This window comes from Bradyrhizobium nivariense (genome assembly GCF_029846695.2).
GTDB lineage: Bacteria > Pseudomonadota > Alphaproteobacteria > Rhizobiales > Xanthobacteraceae > Bradyrhizobium.
This window is the reverse complement of the sequence record NZ_JARWCR020000058.1, coordinates 1-22,316: the sequence shown is the minus strand read 5'-3', so window position 1 is coordinate 22,316 and position 22,316 is coordinate 1. Positions and strand designations below refer to the sequence as shown.

Here is a 22,316-nt window from a genome sequence, read left to right as displayed (position 1 = left end):
CAGCGGGGCAGAAAATGGGAATCTTCGGGCTAGACCGGGCAAAAACGCGGCAAACCGCTTCCGTCGCGGCCGGCCGCCGGTGCGGACGGGACCGATCGGTGTTATGAGCCGTCCCAGATCTTTACGGCCGTATCGGTCGCGTGGCCCGGCATATATCACGAATTCGTGATCCTGCGGGTGCCCGCGTAACAAATTGAAAGAGCGGCCGAATTGCATGGTGAGGGCGCGCGTGCGCGGACGTGAGGACGAGTGGACCGGCCTGATGCGGTCGGCCATGGCAGGCGATGACGCGGCGTATCATCGCCTGTTGAAGGCGGTCACGCCTGTGCTGCGCGCTGCCGCGAGGCGCGGCTTGGCGCGGGCCGGGCAGCCTCCCGACCAGGCCGAGGATATCGTGCAGGAGATTCTGTTGGCGGTGCATCTGAAGCGGCACACCTGGGACAGCGGAGCCCCCTTCGCCCCGTGGCTGTTTGCGATCGGCCGCAACAAGCTGATCGACATGCTGCGGCGACGGGGCAGGCGGGTCTTCGTCAACATCGACGATTTCGCCGAGATCCTGCCAGGCGAGGTGCCGCAGGAGACGGCCTCGGCAGGCGAGGTCGCCAGCCAGCTCAATACGCTGCCGCAGCGCCAGCGCGACGTGTTGCAGTCGATCGCGGTCGACAGCACCTCGATCAAGGATACGGCGGTGAAATATTCGATGAGCGAGGGTGCGGTGCGGGTCGCGCTGCATCGTGGACTTGCGGCGCTGACTGCCAAACTGCGGGACCACTAGTCATGGATACCGATCAACTCATTCGCTCGCTCGCGGCCGACAACGCCCATCGGGCGCCGCGCGTCGGGGCGGTGCTGACCATGGCGCTGCTGGTTGCCGCGCCCCTGTCGATCCTGATCTTCGCCACCTTCCTCGGTGTGCGTCACGACGTGATGACAGCGATGCACAATCCGTTCTTCGACATGAAGTTCGCGGTCACGCTGTCGCTCGCGATCCCGGCGTTCATCATCAGCCTGCATCTGTCGCGGCCCGAAGCCCTGATGCGCGGCTGGGGCTGGCTGCTGCTGCTTCCCGTCGGGCTGCTCGCGGTCGCGATCGGCAGTGAGGCGATGATGGCGCCGGCGATGCCGATGACGATGCGGATGGTCGGCAAGAATTCCAGGGTGTGCCTGTTCGCGATCCCGGCGATGTCGCTGCCGCTGCTTGCGGGTGTGCTGTTTGGCCTTCGCCACGGCGCGCCGTCGCGCCCCGCGCTCGCAGGCGCGCTCGCCGGCCTGGTGTCGGCCGGGCTTGCCGCGACGCTGTATGCCTCACATTGCACCGATGACTCGCCGCTGTTTGTCGCGACCTGGTACACGCTCGCGACCGCGTTGGTGACGGCGATTGGCGCGCTGGTGGGGGCGAGGGTCCTTCGGTACTGACGCGACGGCTTCGCGAAGATCCTTACCGATTGCAGCGCGGACCGCCTCGACCGTCCGGGTTGCCGCCTTTCGAAGCAACCGCGTGCTCAGCCGAAATCGCCTTCGGCCTGTGACCGCCGATCTCGACCGGTGCAATCTTGATTAGAGGTGACTGATACCCTAATACCGCCATTGCCGGGTGCGACAAAGGTGCGGGCTGGTGAAGACGATCATTGCCGACGATCACGCCATCATGCGGGAAGGTCTGAAACAGCTTCTTTCGACCGTGGACGAGCTTACTGTCAGTGGAGAAGCTGCGGACGCTGAAGCTGTTCATCGGCTGCTGAACGAAACCTCCGCCGATCTTCTCATACTCGATCTCGGCATGCCGGGCGTCAGCGGGTTTCAGTTCATAGCTGACCTGAGAACCCAATGGCCGGAGCTGCGCATTCTTGTCCTCACCGCCAACGTTGAGCCACGTTCCGTCCGGGCAGCTTTTTCCGCGGGCGCAAACGGCTATTTGACCAAGGGCGGCGATCCATCCGAACTTATCACTGCAATCGATGCCATCAGAAATGGCACCGCCTATGTCGCGGAGGAGGTTCGCTTTGCGGTGGACCGGCATGACGGCCCGAACGAGGCGCCGGAGCCCACGGCGGCGATAATGTCTCCGGTCACGCTCACAAGGCGTGAGCGGCAAATCCTGGGGATGATCCCCCACGGTGCCACCAGCCGCGACATCGCCAGCCGCCTCGGCATCAGCCCGCTGACCGCTCGGAAACATCGTGAGAATCTGATGCGGAAGCTTGATCTGCACAGCAGTGCTGAATTGACAGCCTACGCCATTCGGCTCGGCCTTCCGGCGGGCTAGCGCAATCGCAATTCGCGAACGAAGCCGCCGCACTTGCCGGCGCGCGGAGAGGTTTCGATGCAAGAAGACAAGATCCGCGCGGCGCTCGTCGAGCTCTTGTATCGCAATTCCTATGGGGTGGTGGCCTCCAACGTCCTGATCTCCCTGGCGGCGGCGTACGTCCTGAGGAAGACCGTACCGGCGAGCTGGTTGGTCGGATGGCTCGGTGCGCTGTATCTGCTCACCGCGATACGCGTCCTGGCGGCGCGCCAGTTCTTCAGCCGGAATCGAGAACCAGCGTCTGTGTTGCGATGGGCGTGGCTGGCGGCTTCTTTTTCCTGCGTGTCGGGCCTGCTGTGGGGAATGCTCGGCTGGGTTGGGTTCGTTCCTGAACAGCCCGTTCCTTTTTTATTCACCGCTGTTGCCTTGACCGGTCTGGTCTGCGGCACGGTTCCGTCGCTCTCGGCCTTTCCACCGGCTCTGGTCGGCTCGATCATCGCAACGGTGCTGCCGGTCATGGCGCGCTCCTTTATCAATGGAGGTGATACCTCCGGCGCATATCTCGCCCTGCTTACAGGGCTTGTGGCCATCAACTTCTACTACTGCCGCACAACGCACCGCATGCTGCGTGAGACCATCAGGTTGCGCCTGGAAAATGTCGAGCTGGTCGGCCACCTGCAGGAAGAACGCGACCGCGCGCAGGCGGCCGATCGTGCGAAAACGCGTTTCCTTGCGGCCGCCAGTCATGACCTGCGCCAGCCGATCCATGCCTTGAGCCTGCTGATCGCCACGCTCGCGGCGCTGGGTCACCGCGGCGCCGTCCAATCCGGCGATGCACGTGATCTGGCCGGCAAGGCAAAATCCATTGTCGGCAACCTCAGCGCCCTTCTGAATGGACTGCTCGACATCTCCCGGCTTGATGCCGGCGTCGTCACTGTTGCGAGGGAGACGGTGAATCTGTTCCAACTGTTCTCGCAGCTAAGCAATGAATTCGCTTCGGCGGCGAAGGATCGCGGCCTTGATTGGCGTGTTGTCGAAAGCCGTCTGCTGGTGGACAGCGATCCCATGATGCTGAAACAGGTGTTGGACAATCTGCTGTCGAACGCCTTTCGATACACGAGATCCGGCGGCGTTCTGCTCGGCTGCCGCAGGCGCGGCGCTTCGGTGGAAATCCAGGTATGGGATACCGGCCCCGGCATCCCGGCAGATCAGCAGGCAATGGTCTTCGAGGAGTTCGTTCAATTGCACAACCCGGCGAGGGATCGTACGCAAGGCCTTGGCCTCGGCCTCGCCATCGTTCGCCGCACCGCCGCGCTGCTGCAGCATCCGCTGAAGCTGGTCTCCGTTACTGGGCGCGGCTCGATGTTTTCCGTTACGGTTCCGAAAGCCAGTGCGATGGCAGTTCCCTTGCCCGATAACAGGGCATTACCCGCAGGCATCACCGTCAGCATCATGGTCGTGGAAGACGAGAGCGATGTTCTCGATGTCATGGTGCAGTTGCTCACGCTGCAGGGGCATCGCGTCTATGCCGGCCGATCGGCCGCCGAGGTGCTGCAGATTCATGCGGAGGCGACGGCGGCCGGCGATGCGCCGGTCGATCTGATCATCGCCGACTATCGGCTCGGCGATGGCGCGACCGGCCTGGACGCAATCGAGGCTCTTTGTACCCACGTCGGCCGCCCGCTCCCTGCCGTGATCGTGACCGGCGATACCTCGCCGTCGCGCATCAAGGAGGCCACCGCCAGCGGTCATCGTATTCTGCACAAGCCGATCACCGACGAGGAATTGCACGAAGCGATCGTTGCTGCCTGTGTCGGCGCCACGGAATCAATCGATCGTGGGTGCTAAAGGGATGTGCGACTTCCCCCCGGACTGACGATCATCCGGCCATGGTCGAGATTGTGTCTCGGCGCTGATCTCCCACTGCGCCATCACCTGCGGCGGCGCAGGGCCTTTCGACATTGGCCTCCCTGCTGATGTCGAAATACGACATCTGCCGTATCGCTCGTGAATCAACCCAGCGATATCTTTCACCCAGCCTGGACGCGCTTGGACAGCAGCCGATCTTGAATCCGGCAGTTGGGAGCAGTGCCATCCGCAGGGGCTATCAAGACGAGCACCTTCGCTTCGAACGCGTACTGGAAAGTAATTTGGATATGGCAATTACCGATCGCTCCCACGCCCGGCGACCATCGCCACCTTTCAAGGCGTGGGCAATCGCTGTCTTGGCTGGCTTCGGCATTTTGCACGTCGCCGGAGGATACATGCTGGATCACGCTGCGAATATCCGACCCACCGAGACGGCAGCAATCGCGACCGACGGCGACTAGATCGATTGGCTGTCTTCACCTGCATAGGTCGGACGAGCCCATGCTCTCCGGCTATTGATGGCAATCACCGTTTTCCAGGAAGCGATATCATGTCAGACATAGCGGCTTATCTGGCGCTAAGTGGGGCGGTCTTTGCGGGGGCGGTCGTTTCCGGCCTTGCTGGGTTTGCGTTCTCGGCGGTCGCCGGCGCTATCCTGCTACACGTTTTTCCGCCTACAGAGGCTGTGCCATTGATGATGGCTTGCAGCATCATCGTGCAAGCGGCCAATTTGTTTGTACTACGCAAAAGCATGCAATGGAAAACCAGCCTCGTTTTCATCGCTGGTGGATTGTTAGGCATTCCGATCGCGATCTATCTCCTGCAGAACGTGGATACTGCGACCTTCAGACTGGGCTTTGGAGCACTCGTATCGCTTTACGCGACATATGCCTTGTTGCGGCCAACGGCTGCCTACTTGCGTCAGATGGAGAGCCAGAGCAGGAACGCGCTGGTAGGGTTTGGTGGGGGACTGGTCGGCGGGTTGACCGCGATGCCCGGGGCACTTCCTGCGATCTGGTGCGACATCCATGGTTTCCCGAAAAATCAGCAGCGCGGCCTGGTTCAACCCTACATAGCGGTCATGCAGTGTTTTGCCCTCGCTCTTATGCTTTCGCACCAAAGCCTCTCGTTAAAGGTCTTGATCGACTTTGGCATTTCTCTGCCCGCCTTAGTTGCTGGAACGGCTGTAGGTATCGTCCTGTTCGGACGGATCAACGAAGCAGCCTTCAAACGAATTATCCTGGGCTTGTTGCTGTTTTCGGGACTTTGCCTTGTGATCTAGATCGGGTCTTTGGAAAGGTGTGAGTGGTTTCGGGCTGAACATCATCTGAGAGCGCGAGAGTAGCCATTTCATACGATGAGGCCGCCGAGGTGCAGCAGATTCATGCGGAGGCGACGGTGGCCGGCGATGCGCCGGTCGATCTGATCATCGCCGACTATCGGTTTCGGAGATGGTACGACCGGCCTGGACGCAATCGAGGCCCTTGGCGGCGTGGGGCCTTTTAGTCTCCTTACCAACGACGAAATACGACATCTGCCGTATCGCTCGCGAATCGACCCGGCGATATCTTTCACCCCAACAGGACGCGCTCGAACAACAGCCGGTCTTGAATTCGGCAGTTGGTGCAGGAGCATGCCATCAACGGGCCTGTCAAGACGAGCAGCTTCGCTTCGGGAAGTCTCGTACGTGGCGGTGAAGCTGAAGGGTTCTGATAGAGAGATGAATGAGCCGATACGCGCGCTCCGCTTGCGTCCCCATGCCTCAGGGCAAAGAAATCGCCGTTTGTCGATCAAGGCGGCGCTGGCGAGCTCGGCCATCATGCGGGCCGGGGTGGTGGGGCTGACCCTCACCGGCACATTCGTTGCGGCACCTCTCGCGATCATGCCGGCGTTTGCCGATGGCGGCCAAGGCGGCGCGCCAGCGCTCGGCGGTTCTGGCGGCGCCGGCGGTACCGCGACAGCTCCAACTGGCGGTCATGGAAGCGATGAGGACCTTGTAACCATATTTGGCGGCGGCGGTGGTGGTGGCGGCGGCGTCAGCCTCAGCACGGGTGCTGGCGGCGCTGGAGGCACCGGCGGCACCGTCCAGTCCGGTAGCGGCGGTTCGGCCGGCGGCGATGGTGGCAGCGGCGGCAATTTCGGCCTGGTCATACCATCGGCGCCGAACGTGAGTTCAGTGTCCGGAACGGTCGGCGGCGCCGGCGGGAACAGTGCCCCTGGTGGCGGCGGTGGCGGTGGCGGCGGCGAAGGCGGTGGCGGCCTCCTGTTTACGGGAGGCGCCGCGAGCTCGAACGCCTCGATCATTGCCGGCGGCAATGGCGGCAACGGCGGCGATACCGGCGACGGTTTTTTTACTTCGGGTTCGGGCGGCAGCGGCGGCGCCGGCGGCGTGGGCGTGGCGCTGACCGCTGGCGCGAACTTCACCAATAGTGCGGGGGCAACGGTTCAGGGCGGCGCCGGCGGTGCCGGCGGCGCCGCCGGTTTCTCCGTAAACGACGTTGCCGGCAACGGTGGCAATGGCGGCAACGGCGGTACGGGCGTGCTGATGGTCAGTGGCGGCACCCTGACAAACGCAGGCACGATCACCGGCGGTGCGGCCGGTGCGGGCGGACTTGGCGGAGCGGGGCTCTTCAATGGCGCCAATGGCGTCAGTGGTGTCGGCGGCACCGGAGCCTCGGGCGCGAACATCACGGTCGTCAATAGCGGGACGATCGCCGGCGGCTCCGGCGGACTTGCCGTCGCCTTCACCGGCGGCACAAATACGCTGGAACTGCGCGCGGGATCGACCATCACCGGCAACGTGGTGGCGTTCAGCAGCGCCGATACGCTCCGGCTCGGCGGCAGCACGAATGCGACGTTTGACGTGTCCACGATGGGTGCGGCAGCCCAGTATCGCGGCTTCGGCATTTTCGAGAAAGCAGGCTCCAGCACGTGGACGCTGACCGGCACGAACACCTTTGGCGGCTCGACGGTCGTCAATGGCGGGACCCTGCTCGCCGGCAACGCCGGCGCGTTCAGCGCCACCAGTGCGATGACGATCAACGGTGGCACTGTCGGCCTCGGCGGCACTGCGCAGACCATCAACAATGTGGCGCTGGCGGGTGGCGTGTTGAGCAACGGCGCGTTGACCGGCGCGGTGACCTCGACCGGCGGCACGCTGAGCCGCGTCGGCGGCAGCATGAGCCTGACGGCGAACGGGGGTGTCACCCATATCATCACCCTCAACACGTATACCGGCGCGACCACGGTGAACAACGGCGCAACCTTGCTTGGCGCCAGCCCCGATGCGTTCAGCGCCGCCAGCGTGACGACGATCAACACCGGCGGCACCGTTAATCTTGGCGGCTTTGGCCAGGCCATCAACAATGTGGCCCTGGCAGGCGGCACCTTGCGCAACGGCGCCTTGACCAGCGCGGTGATCTCGATCGACGGCGATCTGGTCAACGTCGGCGGCGACATGAGCCTGACGACGAACAGCGGCACCACCACCGTTAGCGGCACCAACACCTATACCGGCGCCACCACGGTCAACAACGGCGCGACCCTGACGGGTTCGGGTGTCAATGCCTTCAGCGCCGCAAGTTCGACGACGATCGGCATCGGCGGCGTCGTCAACCTCGGCGGCGTTGCGCAGACGATCAATTCGGTGGCGCTGGCGGGCGGCAGGCTGAGCAACGGATTCCTGACCGGTGCGGTGACCTCGACCGGCGGCGCGATCGCCAGCGTTGGCGGCAGCATGAACCTGACCGCGAATGGCGGCACCACCATGTTCCTCGCCGTCAACACCTATACCGGCGCCACCGTGGTCAACAACGGAGCCACCCTGTTCAGCGTCGTCGACAATTCGTTCAGCGCCGCCAGCGCGATGACGATCAACACCGGCGGCACCCTCAATCTCGGCGGCACCGCGCAGACGATCAACGCGGTGGCGCTGGCGGGCGGGACGCTGAAGAGTGGCTTGTTGAACGGCGCGGTGACCTCGACCGGAGGCACGCTGGACGGCCTCCGCGGCGGCATGAGCCTGACGACGACTGGCGGCGTCACCACCGTGACCGGCCCCAATGCCTATACCGGTGCCACCATCGTGAATGGCGGCTTGTTGTCGGTCAACGGTTCGATCGTCAGCGACGTGACCGTGAATGCCGGCGGAACGCTCGGCGGCAATGGTATCGTCGGTAACACCACCATCAATGGCGGCGCGCTGGCGCCCGGCAATTCGATCGGCTTGCTCACCGTGCAGGGCAGTCTCACCTTCAACGCGGCCGCGAGCTACATGGTGCAGGTTTCACCTGCCAGCGCCGATCGCACCAACGTGACGGGTGCCGCGACGCTTGGCGGCGCGACGGTGAATGCGAGCTTTGCGCCGGGCGCCTATGTCGCGAAGCAATACACCATCGTCCATGCGGATGCCGGGGTGCACGATAGGTTTTCGTCGCTGGTCAACACCGATCTGCCGTCGGGCTTCACGGCGAGTCTCAGCTATGGCATCGACGACGCGTATCTCGATCTCGCGCTCAGCTTCGTTCCGCCGGGCACAGGTCTTAACACCAACCAGCAGAACGTCGGCAATGCCATCGTCAACTTCTTCAACAGCACTGGCGGCATTCCGATCGTGTTCGGCTCCCTGACGCCGGCCGGACTGACGCAGCTTTCGGGCGAAGCCGGCACCGGCTCGCAGCAGACCACCTTCAATGCGATGAATCAGTTCATCGGCGTGATGACCGACCCGTTCGTCGCCGGACGCGCCGATGGGGTCTCGGCCGGCGGCACGGCCTCCGGTTACGCCGATGAGGAAGCCCTGGCCTACGCGCAAAAGCGCAAGCCGGGTGACGCATTGGCTGCGATCTACACCAAGGCACCGCTGACCGCGCCTGCGTTCGAACAACGATGGAGCGTGTGGGCGGCAGCATTTGGCGGATCACAGAGCACTGACGGCAATGCGGCACTCGGATCGAACAACACCACCAGCAGCATCTATGGCACGGCTGTCGGCGCCGACTATCGCGTCTCGCCGGACACGCTGGCCGGCTTTGCGATCGCCGGCGGCGGCACCAATTTCTCGGTTGCAAGTAATCTCGGCGGCGGGCGCTCCGACCTGTTCCAGGCCGGCGCATTCATTCGTCACAATGCCGGCGCGGCGTATCTCACCGGCGCGCTGGCCTATGGCTGGCAGGACATCACCACGGACCGCACGGTGACAGTCGCCGGCGCCGATCGGCTGCGCGCCGAGTTCAAGGCCAATGCCTGGTCGGGCCGGCTCGAAGGCGGATACCGTTTTGTGACGCAAGGTTTTGGCCTCGCGCCCTATGCCGCCGGTCAGTTCACGACCTTCGAGCTGCCGAGCTATGCCGAGCAGGCGATCGTCGGCAGCAACATCTTTGCGCTCGCTTACAATTCGAAGAGCGTCACCGATACCCGCAGCGAACTCGGCCTGCGCGCCGATAGATCCTTCGTGGTGAACGATGCGATTCTGACTTTGCGCGGTCGCGCGGCGTGGGCGCACGACTTCAACACCGACCGCATCGCCGCCGCCACCTTCCAGGCGCTGCCCGGCGCGAGCTTCGTGGTCAACGGCGCGGCGCAGGCGCACGAATTGGCGCTCGCCACCGCATCAGCGGAAATGAAATTCAGAAACGGCCTGTCGCTGGCCGCCACCTTCGAAGGCGAGTTCTCCGACGTCAGCCGCAGCTACGCCGGCAAGGGCGTGGTGCGGTACGCCTGGTGAAGGCCGGGCGATTGTTGTCCTCGATGCGGGGACGCTAATGCCTCAGGCAGCCGGCGTCGCGCCCTGCTGCATGCGGTGGAAGCGCAGCACCTGCTGCGCGGTCGAGCCGCGCAGCGCCTCGTAAGCGTCGCGCAGCGTCAGCATGTCGGTCTGCGAGCCGCCTGAGAGCTTCTCGCGCAGGGCGATGATGGCGCGCACGCTCGACCATTGCATGGCCGCGACCTTGGCGAGGATCATCACGCCCTCGGTCCGGCTTTCGATCATCATGGTCTCGGCGGTCTCGACCGCGACGCCCGCAAGCGCAGCGAGCCCCGCATTGGTCTCGTCGAACTTGCCCTGCTCGGCGAAGGTGGCGACCTGGAGCTCGGTGAGGCGGCCGTCCTCGTGCAGCGACTTCACCAGCGCCCGCGCCATCTCGGTCTGCCTGGTCATGGTGGCGGCGCGGACCCGCTGGGCCGCTTCCTGGACCACGCTGGACACGTCGTCCGCGAGCTCCGGATGCGCGGCCTCCAGCTTCCTGCGCACGGTCAAGGACGCCTTCGCGACCAGCTTCAAATAATGGTGGCGGGGCAGGTCGGGCCGCATGCCGATGCAGGCGGCGAGGTCGTCGTCGCGTTCGGCGCGGGTAACGAGATCGGTGAGACTTCCCTCGGACAGCTGCGCGCCCGGATTGCTGATGGTCGATTGCACCACGCCCTCGTCGCCGCGGGTCACCAGCACGTCGCTCAGCGCTTCCGACAGCACCCGCCGCAGCGAGATCGCCTTGAGATGCGCCTGCCCCCTGGTGCGCGCGATCTCGATCAGGGTCGCCTCGTCCAGCCGTTCCGATTTCGACAGCACGGGGCCGGAGACCTCGATCACCTCGTCGAGCGCGAGCGTGCGGATGATCTTCGGCGGCGCAGCCGCGATCGGTGCGAGGCGGTCGGCGAGCAGCGCCCTGGCAGACGTCTCGATCTGCTCGATCAGGCATTGGAACACGTCGTCGAACACGCGGACGTGGTCGTCGGAATAGTCCACCGCGTTGCCCACGAAGAGATCGGTGACGCGGCGCAGCGTCTCGACCCGGTGCGCAACGGTGCCGTGCGAGAGCGCAGCCTGCAATTCCTCGAGCAGATTCTCGGATGATTTTGCGGATTTTGATCTCATTGCCCTGTCCTGGAGCGTTCGGCCCGGCGGCGGCTTCTGTCGCGCCGGGAGAAAATGGATTGGTCAGCTCGTTGCAATGCGGTTGCGCCCTTGCGCCTTGGCGGAATAAAGCGCTCTGTCGGCGCGCACGAGAAACGTGTCGGCAGTATCGTTGTCGCGCAGCGTCACGACGCCCGCGGAAATAGTCACGCGCATGCCCAGGGAGAATGCGCTCCAGTCCAGATCGGCGACGATGCCGCGCAGCCGATCGAGCATGCGCGACGCCGCCTCGCCGTCAGTTCCCGGCAGCAGCAGCAAAAATTCCTCGCCGCCGTAGCGGCCGAAGCAGTCGGCCGGGCGGATATTGGCGAAAATGGTGATCGCGAAGGTGCGCAGCACCTCGTCGCCGACGGGATGGCCGTGGGCGTCGTTGATGCGCTTGAACCAGTCGAGATCGATCAGTGCGATCGCGCAAGGCGTCGATGTCTGCCGCGATTTTTCGACCTCGGCGTCGAGAAGCCGCATGATGCAGCGACGATTGTAGGAGCCGGTGAGCTCGTCGAGCTCGGCCAGCTCCTCGATGCGCTGATAGGCGGCCTTCAGCTCGATGCTGCGCCGGTACAGGATCTTGCGCAGCGTGGCGCCGAACAGGCCGAGGAAGGCGCACTGGCCGATCACCAGCACGAAGCAGAGCATCGAGGCGCTCCGCTGCAGCCGCGTTGCAACGGGCATGCCGATCGGCAGGTCGGAGGCGAGGAAGACGGCGGCGAGGCCGGCTGTCGCGATCGCCCAGGTCAGCATCGCCTGGGCCGAGGTCATGCGCAGTGTGCCGAAGGCGAAGATCAGGAACAGCACGCTGATGAAGGCGACGCCGATGACCGGTACCGACAGCAGGAACACGAATTGCAGCGCCATATGCGCTGAGATCTGGAACACGGTGAGATAGTGATCCGTGAATCTGTCACCGACGCCGGCTTCCGACAGCACGGCGAAGGTGCCGATGATCAACAGGCCGCCGAACCAGAACAGCGAGGCAATGTCGATCGAGATCACGCCGTCAAAGGCGTAGAGCAGCAGGACGGAGGCGCCGAGCGAGTAGCTCGCGACCTGGCCGATATACATCTGGCGGCGCTGCCGGACCCGGCGCACCAGGACTTCGGGTGCCGCCACCTCGGGCGTGAGGACGAGATCCGCGACCTCAGCGGCATTCCTCTCGGGAAAGGACGTCGCGGCCGTGCTCATGGTCCCGCCAATGGTAGATGTCAGCCCAAAAATCTACGTGGCAAGCCTTTAGGTTTGGTATCCTTCGAAGCCGAATTCGCACATGTGCAGCGCGGGGTGGGGGACGTCGATCGGGCCGCGGAATTTGCCGGCGATTAGGCATCGTGTGCGATGCGGTCGAGCCAAAGCAGGGCTTCGGAAGACATACGTCGTGCTAGGCTGCTATGGTTCCATGCACGTCGGGCCGTCTATGCTGGGACGGCATTGCGCAGGAAAGTGCTTCATTACCATGTTACCGTTCTTGAGCGAGGCGCCCAGCCGCGGGTGGCAAAAGGAAATTTCGCGTATGTGGGGTAGATCACACAGCCCCCCGTATGAGTGCGGTAGGCTGAACAATTTTGCCCCTCCCGTCGAACCGTCTGCCGCATCGACCCGACCAACCTTGCGAGACGGCCTTTGAGCGTGACACAAGCAGCTTCGGACGAGGTCCTGATCGCCAGGATCGCTCAAGGCGACCGGCTCGCCATGCAGGTGCTGTACGGGCGGCACCACGTCAGGGTGTATCGGTTCGGCCTCAGGCTCGTGCGGGACGAGCAGGCGGCGGAAGACCTCATCAGCGAGGTGTTTCTCGACGTCTGGCGTCAAGCCGGCAAGTTCGAGGGCCGATCCGCCGTTTCCACCTGGCTGCTGGCAATCACCCGATTCAAGGCCCTGTCTGCGCTCCGGCGCAGGAAGGATTTTGAGTTGGACGACGACGCCGCGAACGCGATCGAGGACACGTCCGACAATCCGGAAACGGTGGTGCAGAAGAAGGATACCAGTGAAGCGTTGCGGGAGTGTCTGACGGGCCTCTCGCCGGACCATCGGGAAATCGTCGATCTCGTCTACTACCACGAAAAGTCCGTGGAAGAGGTGGCCGAAATCGTTGGCATCCCGGAGAACACTGTGAAGACGCGCTTGTTCTATGCGCGCAAGAAATTGGCCGAACTGCTGAAGGCAGCCGGCATTGAGCGAGGCTGGCCATGATGGCTTTGAGCAAGAAGATGCTGGAGCAAGAGCCCAGTGAAATTGAACTGCTGCTGCCGTGGCACGCGGCCGGCACGCTGAACGCGCGCGATGCGCGCCGCGTCGAAGAAGCGCTCGCGGGCGATCCCCAGCTTGCAAAGCAATATGCCGCGATCCGCGGCGAGTATGAAGAGACCATCCATCTGAACGAGAGCCTGGGTGCTCCGTCGGCGCGCGCGATGCAGAAGCTGTTCGCCGCGATCGACGCCGAGCCGGCGCGGGCGGCCGGTTCGCTGCCGCTGTCGGCGCGCATCTCGACCTTCTTCGCAAGCCTGTCGCCGCGCACGCTGGCCTGGTCGGCGAGCCTTGGCGCCATCGCGCTGGTGCTGCAGGCCGGAATCATCGGTGCCGTGCTGACGAAGACCCAGACGGCGACCTTCCAGACCGCTTCGCTCTCGACCAGCGCGCCGATCACGCGCGAGCTCGGAGCGACTGCCGCGCCGTCGCGCGCGCTGGTGCGCTTCACGCCCGAGGCGCGCGTCGCCGACATCACTGCGTTGCTCGACAGCTACCAGGCTTCGATCATCGGTGATGCCAAGGGCGGCATGTTCCGCCTCCAGTTCGACAAGGCGATGAGCCAGGACGAACTCGCCTCGCTGCTCGGCAAGATGCAGCGCGAAAAGTTCGTCAACCTCGCCGTTGCGGCGCCGTAAGGCGCCTCCGAGATCATGACGCGCAAGTCCGAGAGTGGGGTAAGAGCCGGGGCCTATGCTTCGTCGGTCGGAGCCGCGCTCCTGCTCGCCGGCTGTCTCGGCGTCGAGGTCGCGCACGCGCAGGCGATCATGCGGACGCCCGCGATCAGCGTGCCCTCGCGCACGCCGACCATCTCTCCGAGCGTCGCCGCGCGCGTCAGTCCGGGCGTTGCCGCCAGGGTCGTGAGCGTCGATCGCGGTCCGCGAACGATTACGACTGCACGGATCTCGGCGCGAATGGTGCCGACGCCGGTGCTGCCTTATGCGCGCTACTCCCCGAACCTCTATCCGGCCTGTACCGCGCCCTATCGCGACGCCGCCGGCGAATGCCTGGCGCAGCCGAACGCAGGCGGCGATGGTTCGGGCAAATCGGGCAAGAAGACCGCCGGCAAGGGGCGTGGCAACAACACGCCGGTCGCCGTGGACTTGCGCACCTTCGCCGACGAATTCGTCGCCGAGATCGACGGCGGGCTGTCGTTGGCCGAGGCCGACGAGCTTGCGCGCCGCCATGGCCTGACGCGCGTGTCCTCCGAGAATTTTCCGCTGATCGGGGCAATGTTCGGATTGTTCCGCATCGCCGACGGCCGGCCCTCCGAGACGGTGCGGCGCGAATTCGCCGCCGACGGCAGCGTGCGCTCGGTCCAGCCGAACTTCCGCTACGTGCTCCAGGACCAGAAATCGTCGGTGCCGACCGAGGGCGATCCCGCGCAATATGCGCTGGCCAAGCTCCGCCTGCCGCAGGCGCATACGCTGGCGCATGGCGCCAATGTGACGGTTGCCGTGATCGATTCCGGCATCGACGCCCAACATCCGGAACTTGCCAATTCCATTGCCGACAATTTCGATGCGCTCGGCAGCGCCGAGGGGCCGCACGTTCACGGCACCGGCATTGCCGGCGCCATCGTGGCGCACGCCAAGCTGATGGGCAGCGCGCCCGAGGCGCGCATCATCGCCATCCGCGCCTTCGGCGGCACCACCGGAGGGGCCGAGAGCTCGTCCTACATCATCCTGCGCTCGCTGAACTATGCCGCCGAGCACGGTGCGCAGATCGTCAACATGAGCTTTGCCGGCCCGAAAGACGCGGTGATCGAGCGGGCCATCGCGGCGACCGCCGCGCGTGGCCTGGTGCTGATCGCGGCCGCCGGCAATGCCGGCGCGAAGTCGCCGCCGCTCTATCCGGCCGCCAACCCCAACGTGATCGCGGTCAGCGCGACCGACCAGCAGGACAGGCTGTTCGCCGCCTCCAACCGTGGCAACTACATCGCGGTCGCGGCGCCCGGGGTCGATATCTTCCTGCCGGCGCCGGACGGCAAATACCAGATGACGTCGGGCACCTCGTTCTCGGCGGCCTATGTCTCCGGCGTCGCGGCGCTGCTGCTCGAGCGCAACTATGCATTGAAGCCGGAAGCGCTGCGTATGACGCTGGCGAAGACGGCACGCGACCTCGGTTCACCCGGGCGTGATGATCTCTTCGGCGATGGCGAGGCCGATGCATTTGCCGCAGTCATGGCCGTTCCCGCCGACAGCGCGACGCCAGTCGCTGCCGCGTCCGGTACAACTAAACGTGAAGATTTCGAGAAGCGTCGCGACGAGCCTGGCATCCGCGCAATAGAGCAACCCTCGTTGTCGAGCACCGGCGATAAATCCACGGTTTCTCAGGCGGATAGGCCGGCGAGGCGATAACGGCTGCGGCAACTTTGCGCGTGGCGCGAAGGTCGAAAAATCAGACGCCGCATTGAACGTTCAGCCGGCTGCAACGACCAAATTATGTGGGAGCGGTTATCCCTCCCCATAAGTCATATCAGGCGCGAGCGCCCATCCACCCCAAGCGCCCATATGGCTCGACCCGTCCGGTTGTCCCCCCGGACGGGTCTTTTCTTTTGGGGCATCCGATTCCTCGAAGCCCTGCGCAAGATCAGCTTCTGGTTGAGAGGTCGCGTCTCGCTCATCGCCATCGCTCTGCCGGCACCCCGCAGGCGCGCTATGCTTGTGCGAAGCTTGACTCGAAAACCCCTTGAATCTCCGCACCACTACGGAGTTTGACGACGAAAACGTTGTCGTTGCTGGACAAGTCAAAACTTTTCCACAAAATATTCATGTCGCGTCTAAATTGATTCGTGTGCGTTGCGTCGCGTCCGTATTTATCTCCTGACGGGCTGGTTTATGACACATCGCCAAGAGGCTGTTCGCGACGTGGCTATTGGCCGCGACATTGCGGCACGCTGGTGCGCTCTCGCCGAGCAGCGGCTGGTGCATCTCTCCGAAATGTTCGAGACCGGGCGCTGGCGCCGCTATCACTCCGAGCTCGCATTCCTCGAAAACATCCAGGAAGCCAAGCGCGCCGTCCAGACCTGGCGCGCGCTTGCCACCGGCGCTGATGTCGCCACGGCGGCCGCCAGCGTGTCGCCCGGATTCGGCTGGTCGCCGGCGACGATGCCCCGCCTGTTTCCGCGCGAGCAGCAGGCGCAGACCGTGCAACCGAAGGCCGTGCACATCGCCCCGGAGACCGCCGTGCCGGTCAGGCTCGATCCCAAGCCGGGCGTTCTCGCCGAAATCTCCGAAGCCCCGATCGCGCCGGTCGCCGCGCCTGCCGCGATGGCGCCGCTCAAAGTGCCAGCTGCCATGGCGCCGCCCACCGCGCCCGCTGCGATGACAGGGCCCAAGGCGCCTGCCGCGATGGCGGCGCTTCTGCCGCAGTTCTCTCCGCCCGCCGGCGAAATTGTCGCAGCCCCCGAGCGCCTGGTTGAGTTCACCTTCAGCCTCGACGGCCTCCAAGCGAAGTACCCGCTGCTGCGGAACGCGTTCTAAAGCGCGATGAGATGAGGATGAATCATCATCGCGCTTTAGGTTGTTGTTTGAGCATGATCTTTTCGGAAAACCGCTTCGCACTTTTCCGGATCGTGCTTTAGCGTTTGGGAGCCAGAGGCGAGGAGCGGCAGCTACCGCCGCACCGCATTTCCGCCGACCACCAATTGCGCAAACCGCTGGGCGCCGTCCGCCGACAGGTCAGACGTCACGGCGCGCGCGTGATCGAGCCCGACCACGGCCCCCCGCGGGGTTTCCGAGATCATGTTGTTGTTGACGAGCGCGGTGCCGGCGCCGGGCACGACGGACACGCCGACGCCGGCCATTGCCTTGCGGATCACGTTGCCCGTGATCGCGACATCGCGCAGATATTTGCCCCAGCCGGCGACGATGCCGTAGGACGGCGCGTTCTCGATCACGTTGCCGGTGACCGATGAATCCGCCTCGATGTAGATGCCGATGCCGGCATCATCATCCGGCGCGGTGCCGATCGGCCGCTTCGGGATCAAATTGCGGATGATGTTGCCCTCGACCACGGCGATGCGGCCGCCTTCGTTGAAATTGCAGACGGAGACGCCGACGGCGGCGCCGTCCACAATGTTGTTGGCGATCACCGCGGCCTCGAACGCGAACTCCGAATAGAGCGCGACCTCGCGCACGTCGCTGACGCTGTTGCCGGTGATGTGGATGTTCGAGGCCGAGTTGCCGCGCACGGCGGAGTAATCGCAGTTTTTGATGCGATTGCCGCGCACGATGACGTTGCCGGCGCGGAAGGCGTTGATGGCGTTGCCGTACTGGCCGGAGCCGCCGGGGCCGGCCTTGACGTCCTCGATGCGGTTGTCGGTGACCAGCGTGCCGTCGTCGCCGATGGCGGTGCGCAGGATCTCGATGCCGTTGTCGTTGGTGCCGGTGATGGTGTTGCGGGAGACGCTGAGACCCCTGGCGTCGAACGACACCACCGCCGTCACCGCGATCTTGGTAAAGATGTTGCCGGAGATGTCGCCGGACACCTGCTCGAGCCAGATGCCGCTGCCGCCGGAGCCGGTGATCTCGCAATCGGTGATGCGGACGTCGCGTCCGCCGAGGACATGGATCAGCCCGCGCCGCGTCGGCAGCGGAATGCCGCCGCCATCGAAGGTGATGCCGGTGAGGCCAATCGAATCGGAGTTGTCGCTCTGGATTGCCGAGGCCCCGCCAGTGAAGATGAGCTTGGTCGCGCCACGCACGCCGATCAGTTGCGCGCCATTTGGCAAGCGCAACAGTCCGGCGCGGTAGATGCCGGGTGGCAGTGCCAGCGGCATCTGCGCCCGCGCGGCCTCATCGATCGCACGCTGGAGCGCGCGGCTCTGATCCTCGCTGCTGCCGGGTCGGACACCATATTGCGTGGCATCGCGGCCGAGCAGCGACGTCAGCGGCGCCGCACGCGCGGCGTCGGCAGGCATCGCGAGCGCGCCGGCGATGCCTGCGGTCGAAGCTCCGATGAGATGGCGGCGATTGAGGTCCATGATGCGTCCTCCGGCGGACGCGGGGGTCCGCGACGGTTAGGTAGCGCAGGGCGGCTGGTCGCGTGAGGATTGTTTGCGGTAGGGTTAAATGTTTACGCAAGCGAAAGTGCCGTAGGGGGCAAAAGCGTAGCGTGCCCACCACCGTCCTCACGGATGCGGATACATGGTGGGCGCGGCGGAAGAGCGCCTTTGCCCACCTTACGAAGCGCGTCTCTTCCGTGCCAACTGCACCATTTCCATCAGCATCGCCTCGCCGGCATCTACCAGTTCCTCCAGCGTGATCCTCGGCGCCCCCTTGCGGCGCACGGCGCCGCTGCGTGCAAGCAGGGGAATATGGATGAACACCGCAAGCCTCGGCCCGCCGGCCCTGACGTTCTCGATCGCGCGCCAGCTCAGATAATTGCAGAGATAGGCGCCGGCATCGCGCGAGGCGCGTGCGTCGATGCCGGTGAGGCGCGCGGCGCGCAGCAGCCTTGCGGTGTGCGGCCCGAACGTCATTGTCTCCGCATTGGCGGCGATGCCGCGCTTGCTCGATCGGGTGTTGGCGGCATCGGGCCAGAGCATGGTGACAGCATTGCGCGCGCGGCTCTCGATGCGCAGATAGGGCGTGCGTGCCGCGAGGCCGAACATCAGCAGCGCATCCGGCTTCTCTTTCGCGAGCACCTCCGGCAATTGCCGGTCCACCGCGGCATAGGTGACCGGGAAGATGTGGCTGGAGATCTCGGCATCGTCGAGTGCGGGACGGCGCAATTGCGCCAGCCGGGCAACCAGCGGCTGGGTCGGATTGTAGGGCGCGCCGGGGAACGGGCCGAAGCCGGTGAGGAGAATGCGGAGCTTGTCGCTCATTGCAGCAACTCCAAAATCTTTTCGGCGGCGAGGGCCGGCGTGAGATGGCCATCGGCGACCTCAATCTCGATCTTCCGCACCTTGGTCCGCACCGAGGCCTCGCTGCGCAACCGCGCCAGCATGCGCTGCTCCAGCATCGACCACATCCACTTCACCTGCTGCTCGCGCCGCCGCGCGGCGAAATCGCCGGATGCGTTCATGGCCTTGCGGTGATCGAGGACCTTTTGCCAGATCTTCGCGATGCCGTCGCCGGTCAGCGCCGAATAGGTCTCAACCGGCGGATGCCAGTGCTCGGAGCGCGGCGTCAGGATATGCAGCGCGCCGCGATAGTCCGCGGCGGTGATGTTGGCGCGCTTGAGATTGTCGCCGTCGGCCTTGTTGATCGCGATCATGTCGGCGAGTTCGACCAGCCCCTTCTTGATGCCCTGGAGCTCGTCGCCGCCGCCCGGCAGCATCAGGGCGAGGAAGAAATCGGTCATGTCGCAGACCGCGGTCTCGGACTGGCCGATGCCGACCGTTTCCACCAGCACGACGTCGAAGCCGGCTGCCTCGCACAGCAGCATCGCCTCGCGCGTTTTCGCCGCGACACCCCCGAGGGTGCCCGACGACGGCGAGGGGCGGATGAAGGCGTCGTCGGAAGCCGAGAGCCGGGCCATCCGCGTCTTGTCGCCGAGGATCGAGCCGCCGCTGCGCGCCGAGGACGGATCGACCGCGAGCACCGCGACCTTGTGGCCCTGCTCGATCAGATGGGTGCCGAGCGCGTCGATGGTGGTGGATTTGCCGACGCCGGGAGAGCCAGTGATGCCGACGCGGACCGCCTTGCCGGTGTCGGGCAACAGCATCTGCACCAGCTCGCGTGCCAGCGCCTGGTGGTCGCCGCGCCGGCTCTCGACCAGCGTGATGGCCCGCGCCAGCGCCGCGCGGCTGCCCGCACGGAGGTCGCGGGCGAGGGATTTGATGTCCAGCGAAGGCTTTTTCTCAACCATGCCCTGCTTTACAACGCCCGCGCGGAGCAGGCGAGGGTTGCTCGCCCGATATCACCGGGATGTCGCCGCCGCCCCCGTCCGCACCGGTTTCACCTTCCGCCACACCCAGACCATCACCGGCCACAGCAGCGCCCCGATCGCCATGGCGGCGAGGATGGCGGCGACCGGGCGTTCGAAGAACGGCAGGATGCTGCCGTCGGACTTGATCAGGGAGGTGACAAAGGCCTGCTCGACCATGGTGCCCATGACGATGCCGAGCACCATCGCGGCGACGGGATAGCCGTTCGCCTCCATGACATAGCCGATGATGCCGAAGGCGGCGACGGTGACGACGCCGAACATGTTGTTGCCGATCGCGAACGAGCCGACCGCGCAGCACAGCATGATGATCGGCATGATGGCGGAGCGCGGCGCCAGCAGGATGTAGGCGGCGATCCGGATCATGGCGATGCCGAGCGGGATCATCAAAATGTTCGCGATGATGAACATCAGGTAGATCGCGTACATGCTCGACGCTTTCTCGGTGAATAGCGTCGGCCCCGGGTTAAGGCCCTTCATGTAGAGCACGCCGATCGCGATCGCGGCGATGGTGTCGCCGGGGATGCCGAACAGCAATGATGGCACCCAGCCCGAGGCGATGCTGGCATTGTTGCTGGCGCCGGCTTCGACCAGGCCCTCGACATGGCCGGTGCCGAACTTTTCCGGCTCCTTGGAGAAGCGCTTTGACATCGCGTAGGAGACCCAGGCGGCCATGTCGGCGCCGGCGCCGGGCAGCACGCCGATGATGATGCCGACGATGTTTCCGCGCGTCATCTGCCAATGATACTTCTTCGTCAGCATCCACTGGCCGGCCATGATGCTTCCGAATTTTCGCCGCGGCAGCGGCGGAGGCTCTGGCGTCAGCATCGCGCGCATCACCTGGGCCACCGCGAACACGCCAACCAGCGCGGGGATCGGCTCGATGCCGCCGAACAAATCGGTGAGGCCGAAGGTGAAGCGCGGCACGCCGCCGGGATTTTCGATGCCGATGCAGGAGACCAGCAGGCCGAGGAACATGCCCGCGATCGCCTTCACCGGCGAGGAGCGCGCCACCAGCGTCGCGCACATCAGGCCGAGCAGCGCCAGCCAGAAATATTCGAAGGTCGAGAACGACAACGCGATCTCGGCCAGCGGCGGCGCCAGGATCATCAGCGACAGCACGCCGGCGATGCCGCCGACGGCCGAGAACCACACGCCGGCCCCGAGCGCCAGCTCGGCCTGTCCCTTGCGGGTCATGGCGTAAGCCTCGTCCGCATAGGCGGCGGAGGCTGGCGTACCGGGGATGCGCAGCAGCGCACCGGGGATGTCGCCGGAGAAGATCGCCATCGAGGACGCCGCCACGATGGTCGCAATCGCCGCGATCGGGGAGAGATAGAAGGTAACGGGGACGAGCAGGGCGGTTGCCATCGTCGCCGACAGGCCTGGCAGCGAGCCGATCACGAGCCCGTACACGGAGGCTGCGAACATCGCGATGATGACCTCCCAGGTGGAGATCAGCGCGAACGCTTCGATCAGGGTTTTCAGCATCGGATCACCAGGGCGTCGGCAACAGGCCAGCGGGAAGCGGCACGCGCAGCAGCTTGCCGAAGATGAGGTGGATGGCGAAGGGCGACAGCGCTGCGAGCGGCAGCGCCAGCTTCCACTTCGCCCCTAACGCGGTCGAGGTGACGTAGACCATGATCGCAGCGGTGATGATGAAGCCGAGCCGGTCGGCCGCGACCACGTAGAACAGCAGCAGCGCCGGCGGCAGCAGCGCGCGCAGTCCGTAGAACTTTCCTTGCGGCGACGGGGCAGCCGCTGCCTGGCCATCCTCGAGCGGGATCAGCTCTTCCGCCTCCTCGAAGGTGTGGCCGATACCGAACACGATCGCGAGCCCGCACAGCGCAAGGCTCGTGCCGATCACGAGCGGAAACACATTGGGGCCGACCGGCTGCCCCGGCACCGGCGGCAGCAGCCAGCCGCCATAGGCAGAAGCTGCGCCGAGCACGACGAGAAACGATCCCGTGACGGAGTCGGGAAGGCGCATGGGAGAAATCCTGTGAAGTCTGTTCTCCTCGCCCCGCTTGCGGGGAGAGGGTTGGGGTCATTCGCGCTAGGTTTAGCTCTGGACACAAAGAATCTCGATATGATTCAAGCTTGGGATGAAGATTCGTCCTGAGATTTTGGATCATTGGCCGGAGGTGAGTGCGCAGC

18 protein-coding genes are annotated in these 22,316 nt (G+C 64.9%); 11 read left to right on the top strand and 7 right to left on the bottom strand.

The annotated features are described in order from the left end of the window. Positions 1-229: 229 nt before the first annotated feature. The 7 genes from QCM77_RS33710 (at position 230) to QCM77_RS33680 (ending at position 9,839) form a co-directional block, all read left to right on the top strand. Positions 230-775 (top strand): sigma-70 family RNA polymerase sigma factor, encoded by a 546-nt coding sequence (locus tag QCM77_RS33710; RefSeq protein WP_279665015.1) that lies wholly within the window; start codon positions 230-232, stop codon positions 773-775. A gap of 2 nt (positions 776-777) precedes the next feature. Next, positions 778-1,416, top strand: coding sequence for an NrsF family protein (locus QCM77_RS33705; RefSeq protein ID WP_279665016.1), 639 nt, complete (start codon positions 778-780; stop codon positions 1,414-1,416). Positions 1,417-1,615: 199 nt separating this feature from the next. Further along, the gene (locus tag QCM77_RS33700; RefSeq protein WP_279665017.1) at positions 1,616-2,266 is read left to right on the top strand and encodes a response regulator; all 651 of its coding nucleotides are present in this window, start codon (positions 1,616-1,618) and stop codon (positions 2,264-2,266) included. Positions 2,267-2,323: 57 nt separating this feature from the next. Further along, entirely contained in the window at positions 2,324-4,093 is a 1,770-nt protein-coding gene (locus tag QCM77_RS33695; protein ID WP_279665018.1) for a hybrid sensor histidine kinase/response regulator, read from the top strand. Between the two features lie 128 nt (positions 4,094-4,221). Further along, positions 4,222-4,575, top strand: a complete 354-nt coding sequence (locus tag QCM77_RS33690) for a hypothetical protein (RefSeq protein ID WP_279665019.1) — start codon at positions 4,222-4,224, stop codon at positions 4,573-4,575. A gap of 89 nt (positions 4,576-4,664) precedes the next feature. After that, on the top strand, positions 4,665-5,396 hold the full coding sequence (locus tag QCM77_RS33685) for a sulfite exporter TauE/SafE family protein (RefSeq protein WP_279665021.1): 732 nt from the start codon (positions 4,665-4,667) through the stop codon (positions 5,394-5,396). Between the two features lie 501 nt (positions 5,397-5,897). Further along, complete coding sequence (locus tag QCM77_RS33680) at positions 5,898-9,839, top strand: autotransporter outer membrane beta-barrel domain-containing protein (protein ID WP_279665022.1); 3,942 nt, start codon at positions 5,898-5,900, stop codon at positions 9,837-9,839. A 42-nt stretch (positions 9,840-9,881) separates the two neighbouring features. On the opposite strand, the gene QCM77_RS33675 is transcribed toward QCM77_RS33680, so the two are convergent. Beyond that, complete coding sequence (locus tag QCM77_RS33675) at positions 9,882-10,985, bottom strand: DUF2336 domain-containing protein (RefSeq protein ID WP_279665023.1); 1,104 nt, start codon at positions 10,983-10,985, stop codon at positions 9,882-9,884. Between the two features lie 63 nt (positions 10,986-11,048). Next, complete coding sequence (locus QCM77_RS33670; protein ID WP_279665024.1) at positions 11,049-12,206, bottom strand: GGDEF domain-containing protein; 1,158 nt, start codon at positions 12,204-12,206, stop codon at positions 11,049-11,051. A 435-nt stretch (positions 12,207-12,641) separates the two neighbouring features. Between QCM77_RS33670 and QCM77_RS33665 the strand changes: the two genes are divergently transcribed. From QCM77_RS33665 to QCM77_RS33650, 4 genes are all read left to right on the top strand, one after another. After that, positions 12,642-13,211: a sigma-70 family RNA polymerase sigma factor gene (locus QCM77_RS33665; RefSeq protein WP_247349887.1), complete on the top strand. Its 570-nt coding sequence runs from the start codon at positions 12,642-12,644 to the stop codon at positions 13,209-13,211. Next, positions 13,208-13,903 (top strand): hypothetical protein, encoded by a 696-nt coding sequence (locus QCM77_RS33660; protein WP_279665026.1) that lies wholly within the window; start codon positions 13,208-13,210, stop codon positions 13,901-13,903. Before QCM77_RS33665 ends, QCM77_RS33660 begins: the two co-directional genes overlap by 4 nt. A gap of 15 nt (positions 13,904-13,918) precedes the next feature. Next, entirely contained in the window at positions 13,919-15,625 is a 1,707-nt protein-coding gene (locus tag QCM77_RS33655; RefSeq protein WP_279665028.1) for a S8 family serine peptidase, read from the top strand. Between the two features lie 510 nt (positions 15,626-16,135). Beyond that, a complete protein-coding gene (locus QCM77_RS33650) occupies positions 16,136-16,750 on the top strand; it encodes a TIGR03809 family protein (protein WP_279665120.1) in 615 nt (204 codons plus the stop codon). A 131-nt stretch (positions 16,751-16,881) separates the two neighbouring features. On the opposite strand, the gene QCM77_RS33645 is transcribed toward QCM77_RS33650, so the two are convergent. The 5 genes from QCM77_RS33645 to QCM77_RS33625 all read right to left on the bottom strand — a co-directional run bounded on the left by QCM77_RS33645 (position 16,882) and on the right by QCM77_RS33625 (position 22,149). Then, positions 16,882-18,252, bottom strand: a complete 1,371-nt coding sequence (locus QCM77_RS33645; protein ID WP_279665030.1) for a TIGR03808 family TAT-translocated repetitive protein — start codon at positions 18,250-18,252, stop codon at positions 16,882-16,884. Between the two features lie 198 nt (positions 18,253-18,450). Further along, a complete protein-coding gene (locus tag QCM77_RS33640) occupies positions 18,451-19,098 on the bottom strand; it encodes a pyroglutamyl-peptidase I (RefSeq protein WP_279665032.1) in 648 nt (215 codons plus the stop codon). Then, positions 19,095-20,084 carry a methylmalonyl Co-A mutase-associated GTPase MeaB gene (gene meaB, locus QCM77_RS33635; protein ID WP_279665034.1) on the bottom strand — a complete coding sequence of 330 codons (990 nt, stop codon included), beginning with the start codon at positions 20,082-20,084 and terminating at the stop codon, positions 19,095-19,097. Before meaB ends, QCM77_RS33640 begins: the two co-directional genes overlap by 4 nt. A 51-nt stretch (positions 20,085-20,135) precedes the next feature. After that, positions 20,136-21,650: a tripartite tricarboxylate transporter permease gene (locus tag QCM77_RS33630; protein WP_279665036.1), complete on the bottom strand. Its 1,515-nt coding sequence runs from the start codon at positions 21,648-21,650 to the stop codon at positions 20,136-20,138. Positions 21,651-21,654: 4 nt separating this feature from the next. After that, entirely contained in the window at positions 21,655-22,149 is a 495-nt protein-coding gene (locus QCM77_RS33625) for a tripartite tricarboxylate transporter TctB family protein (protein ID WP_279686341.1), read from the bottom strand. Between the last annotated feature and the right edge of the window lie 167 nt (positions 22,150-22,316).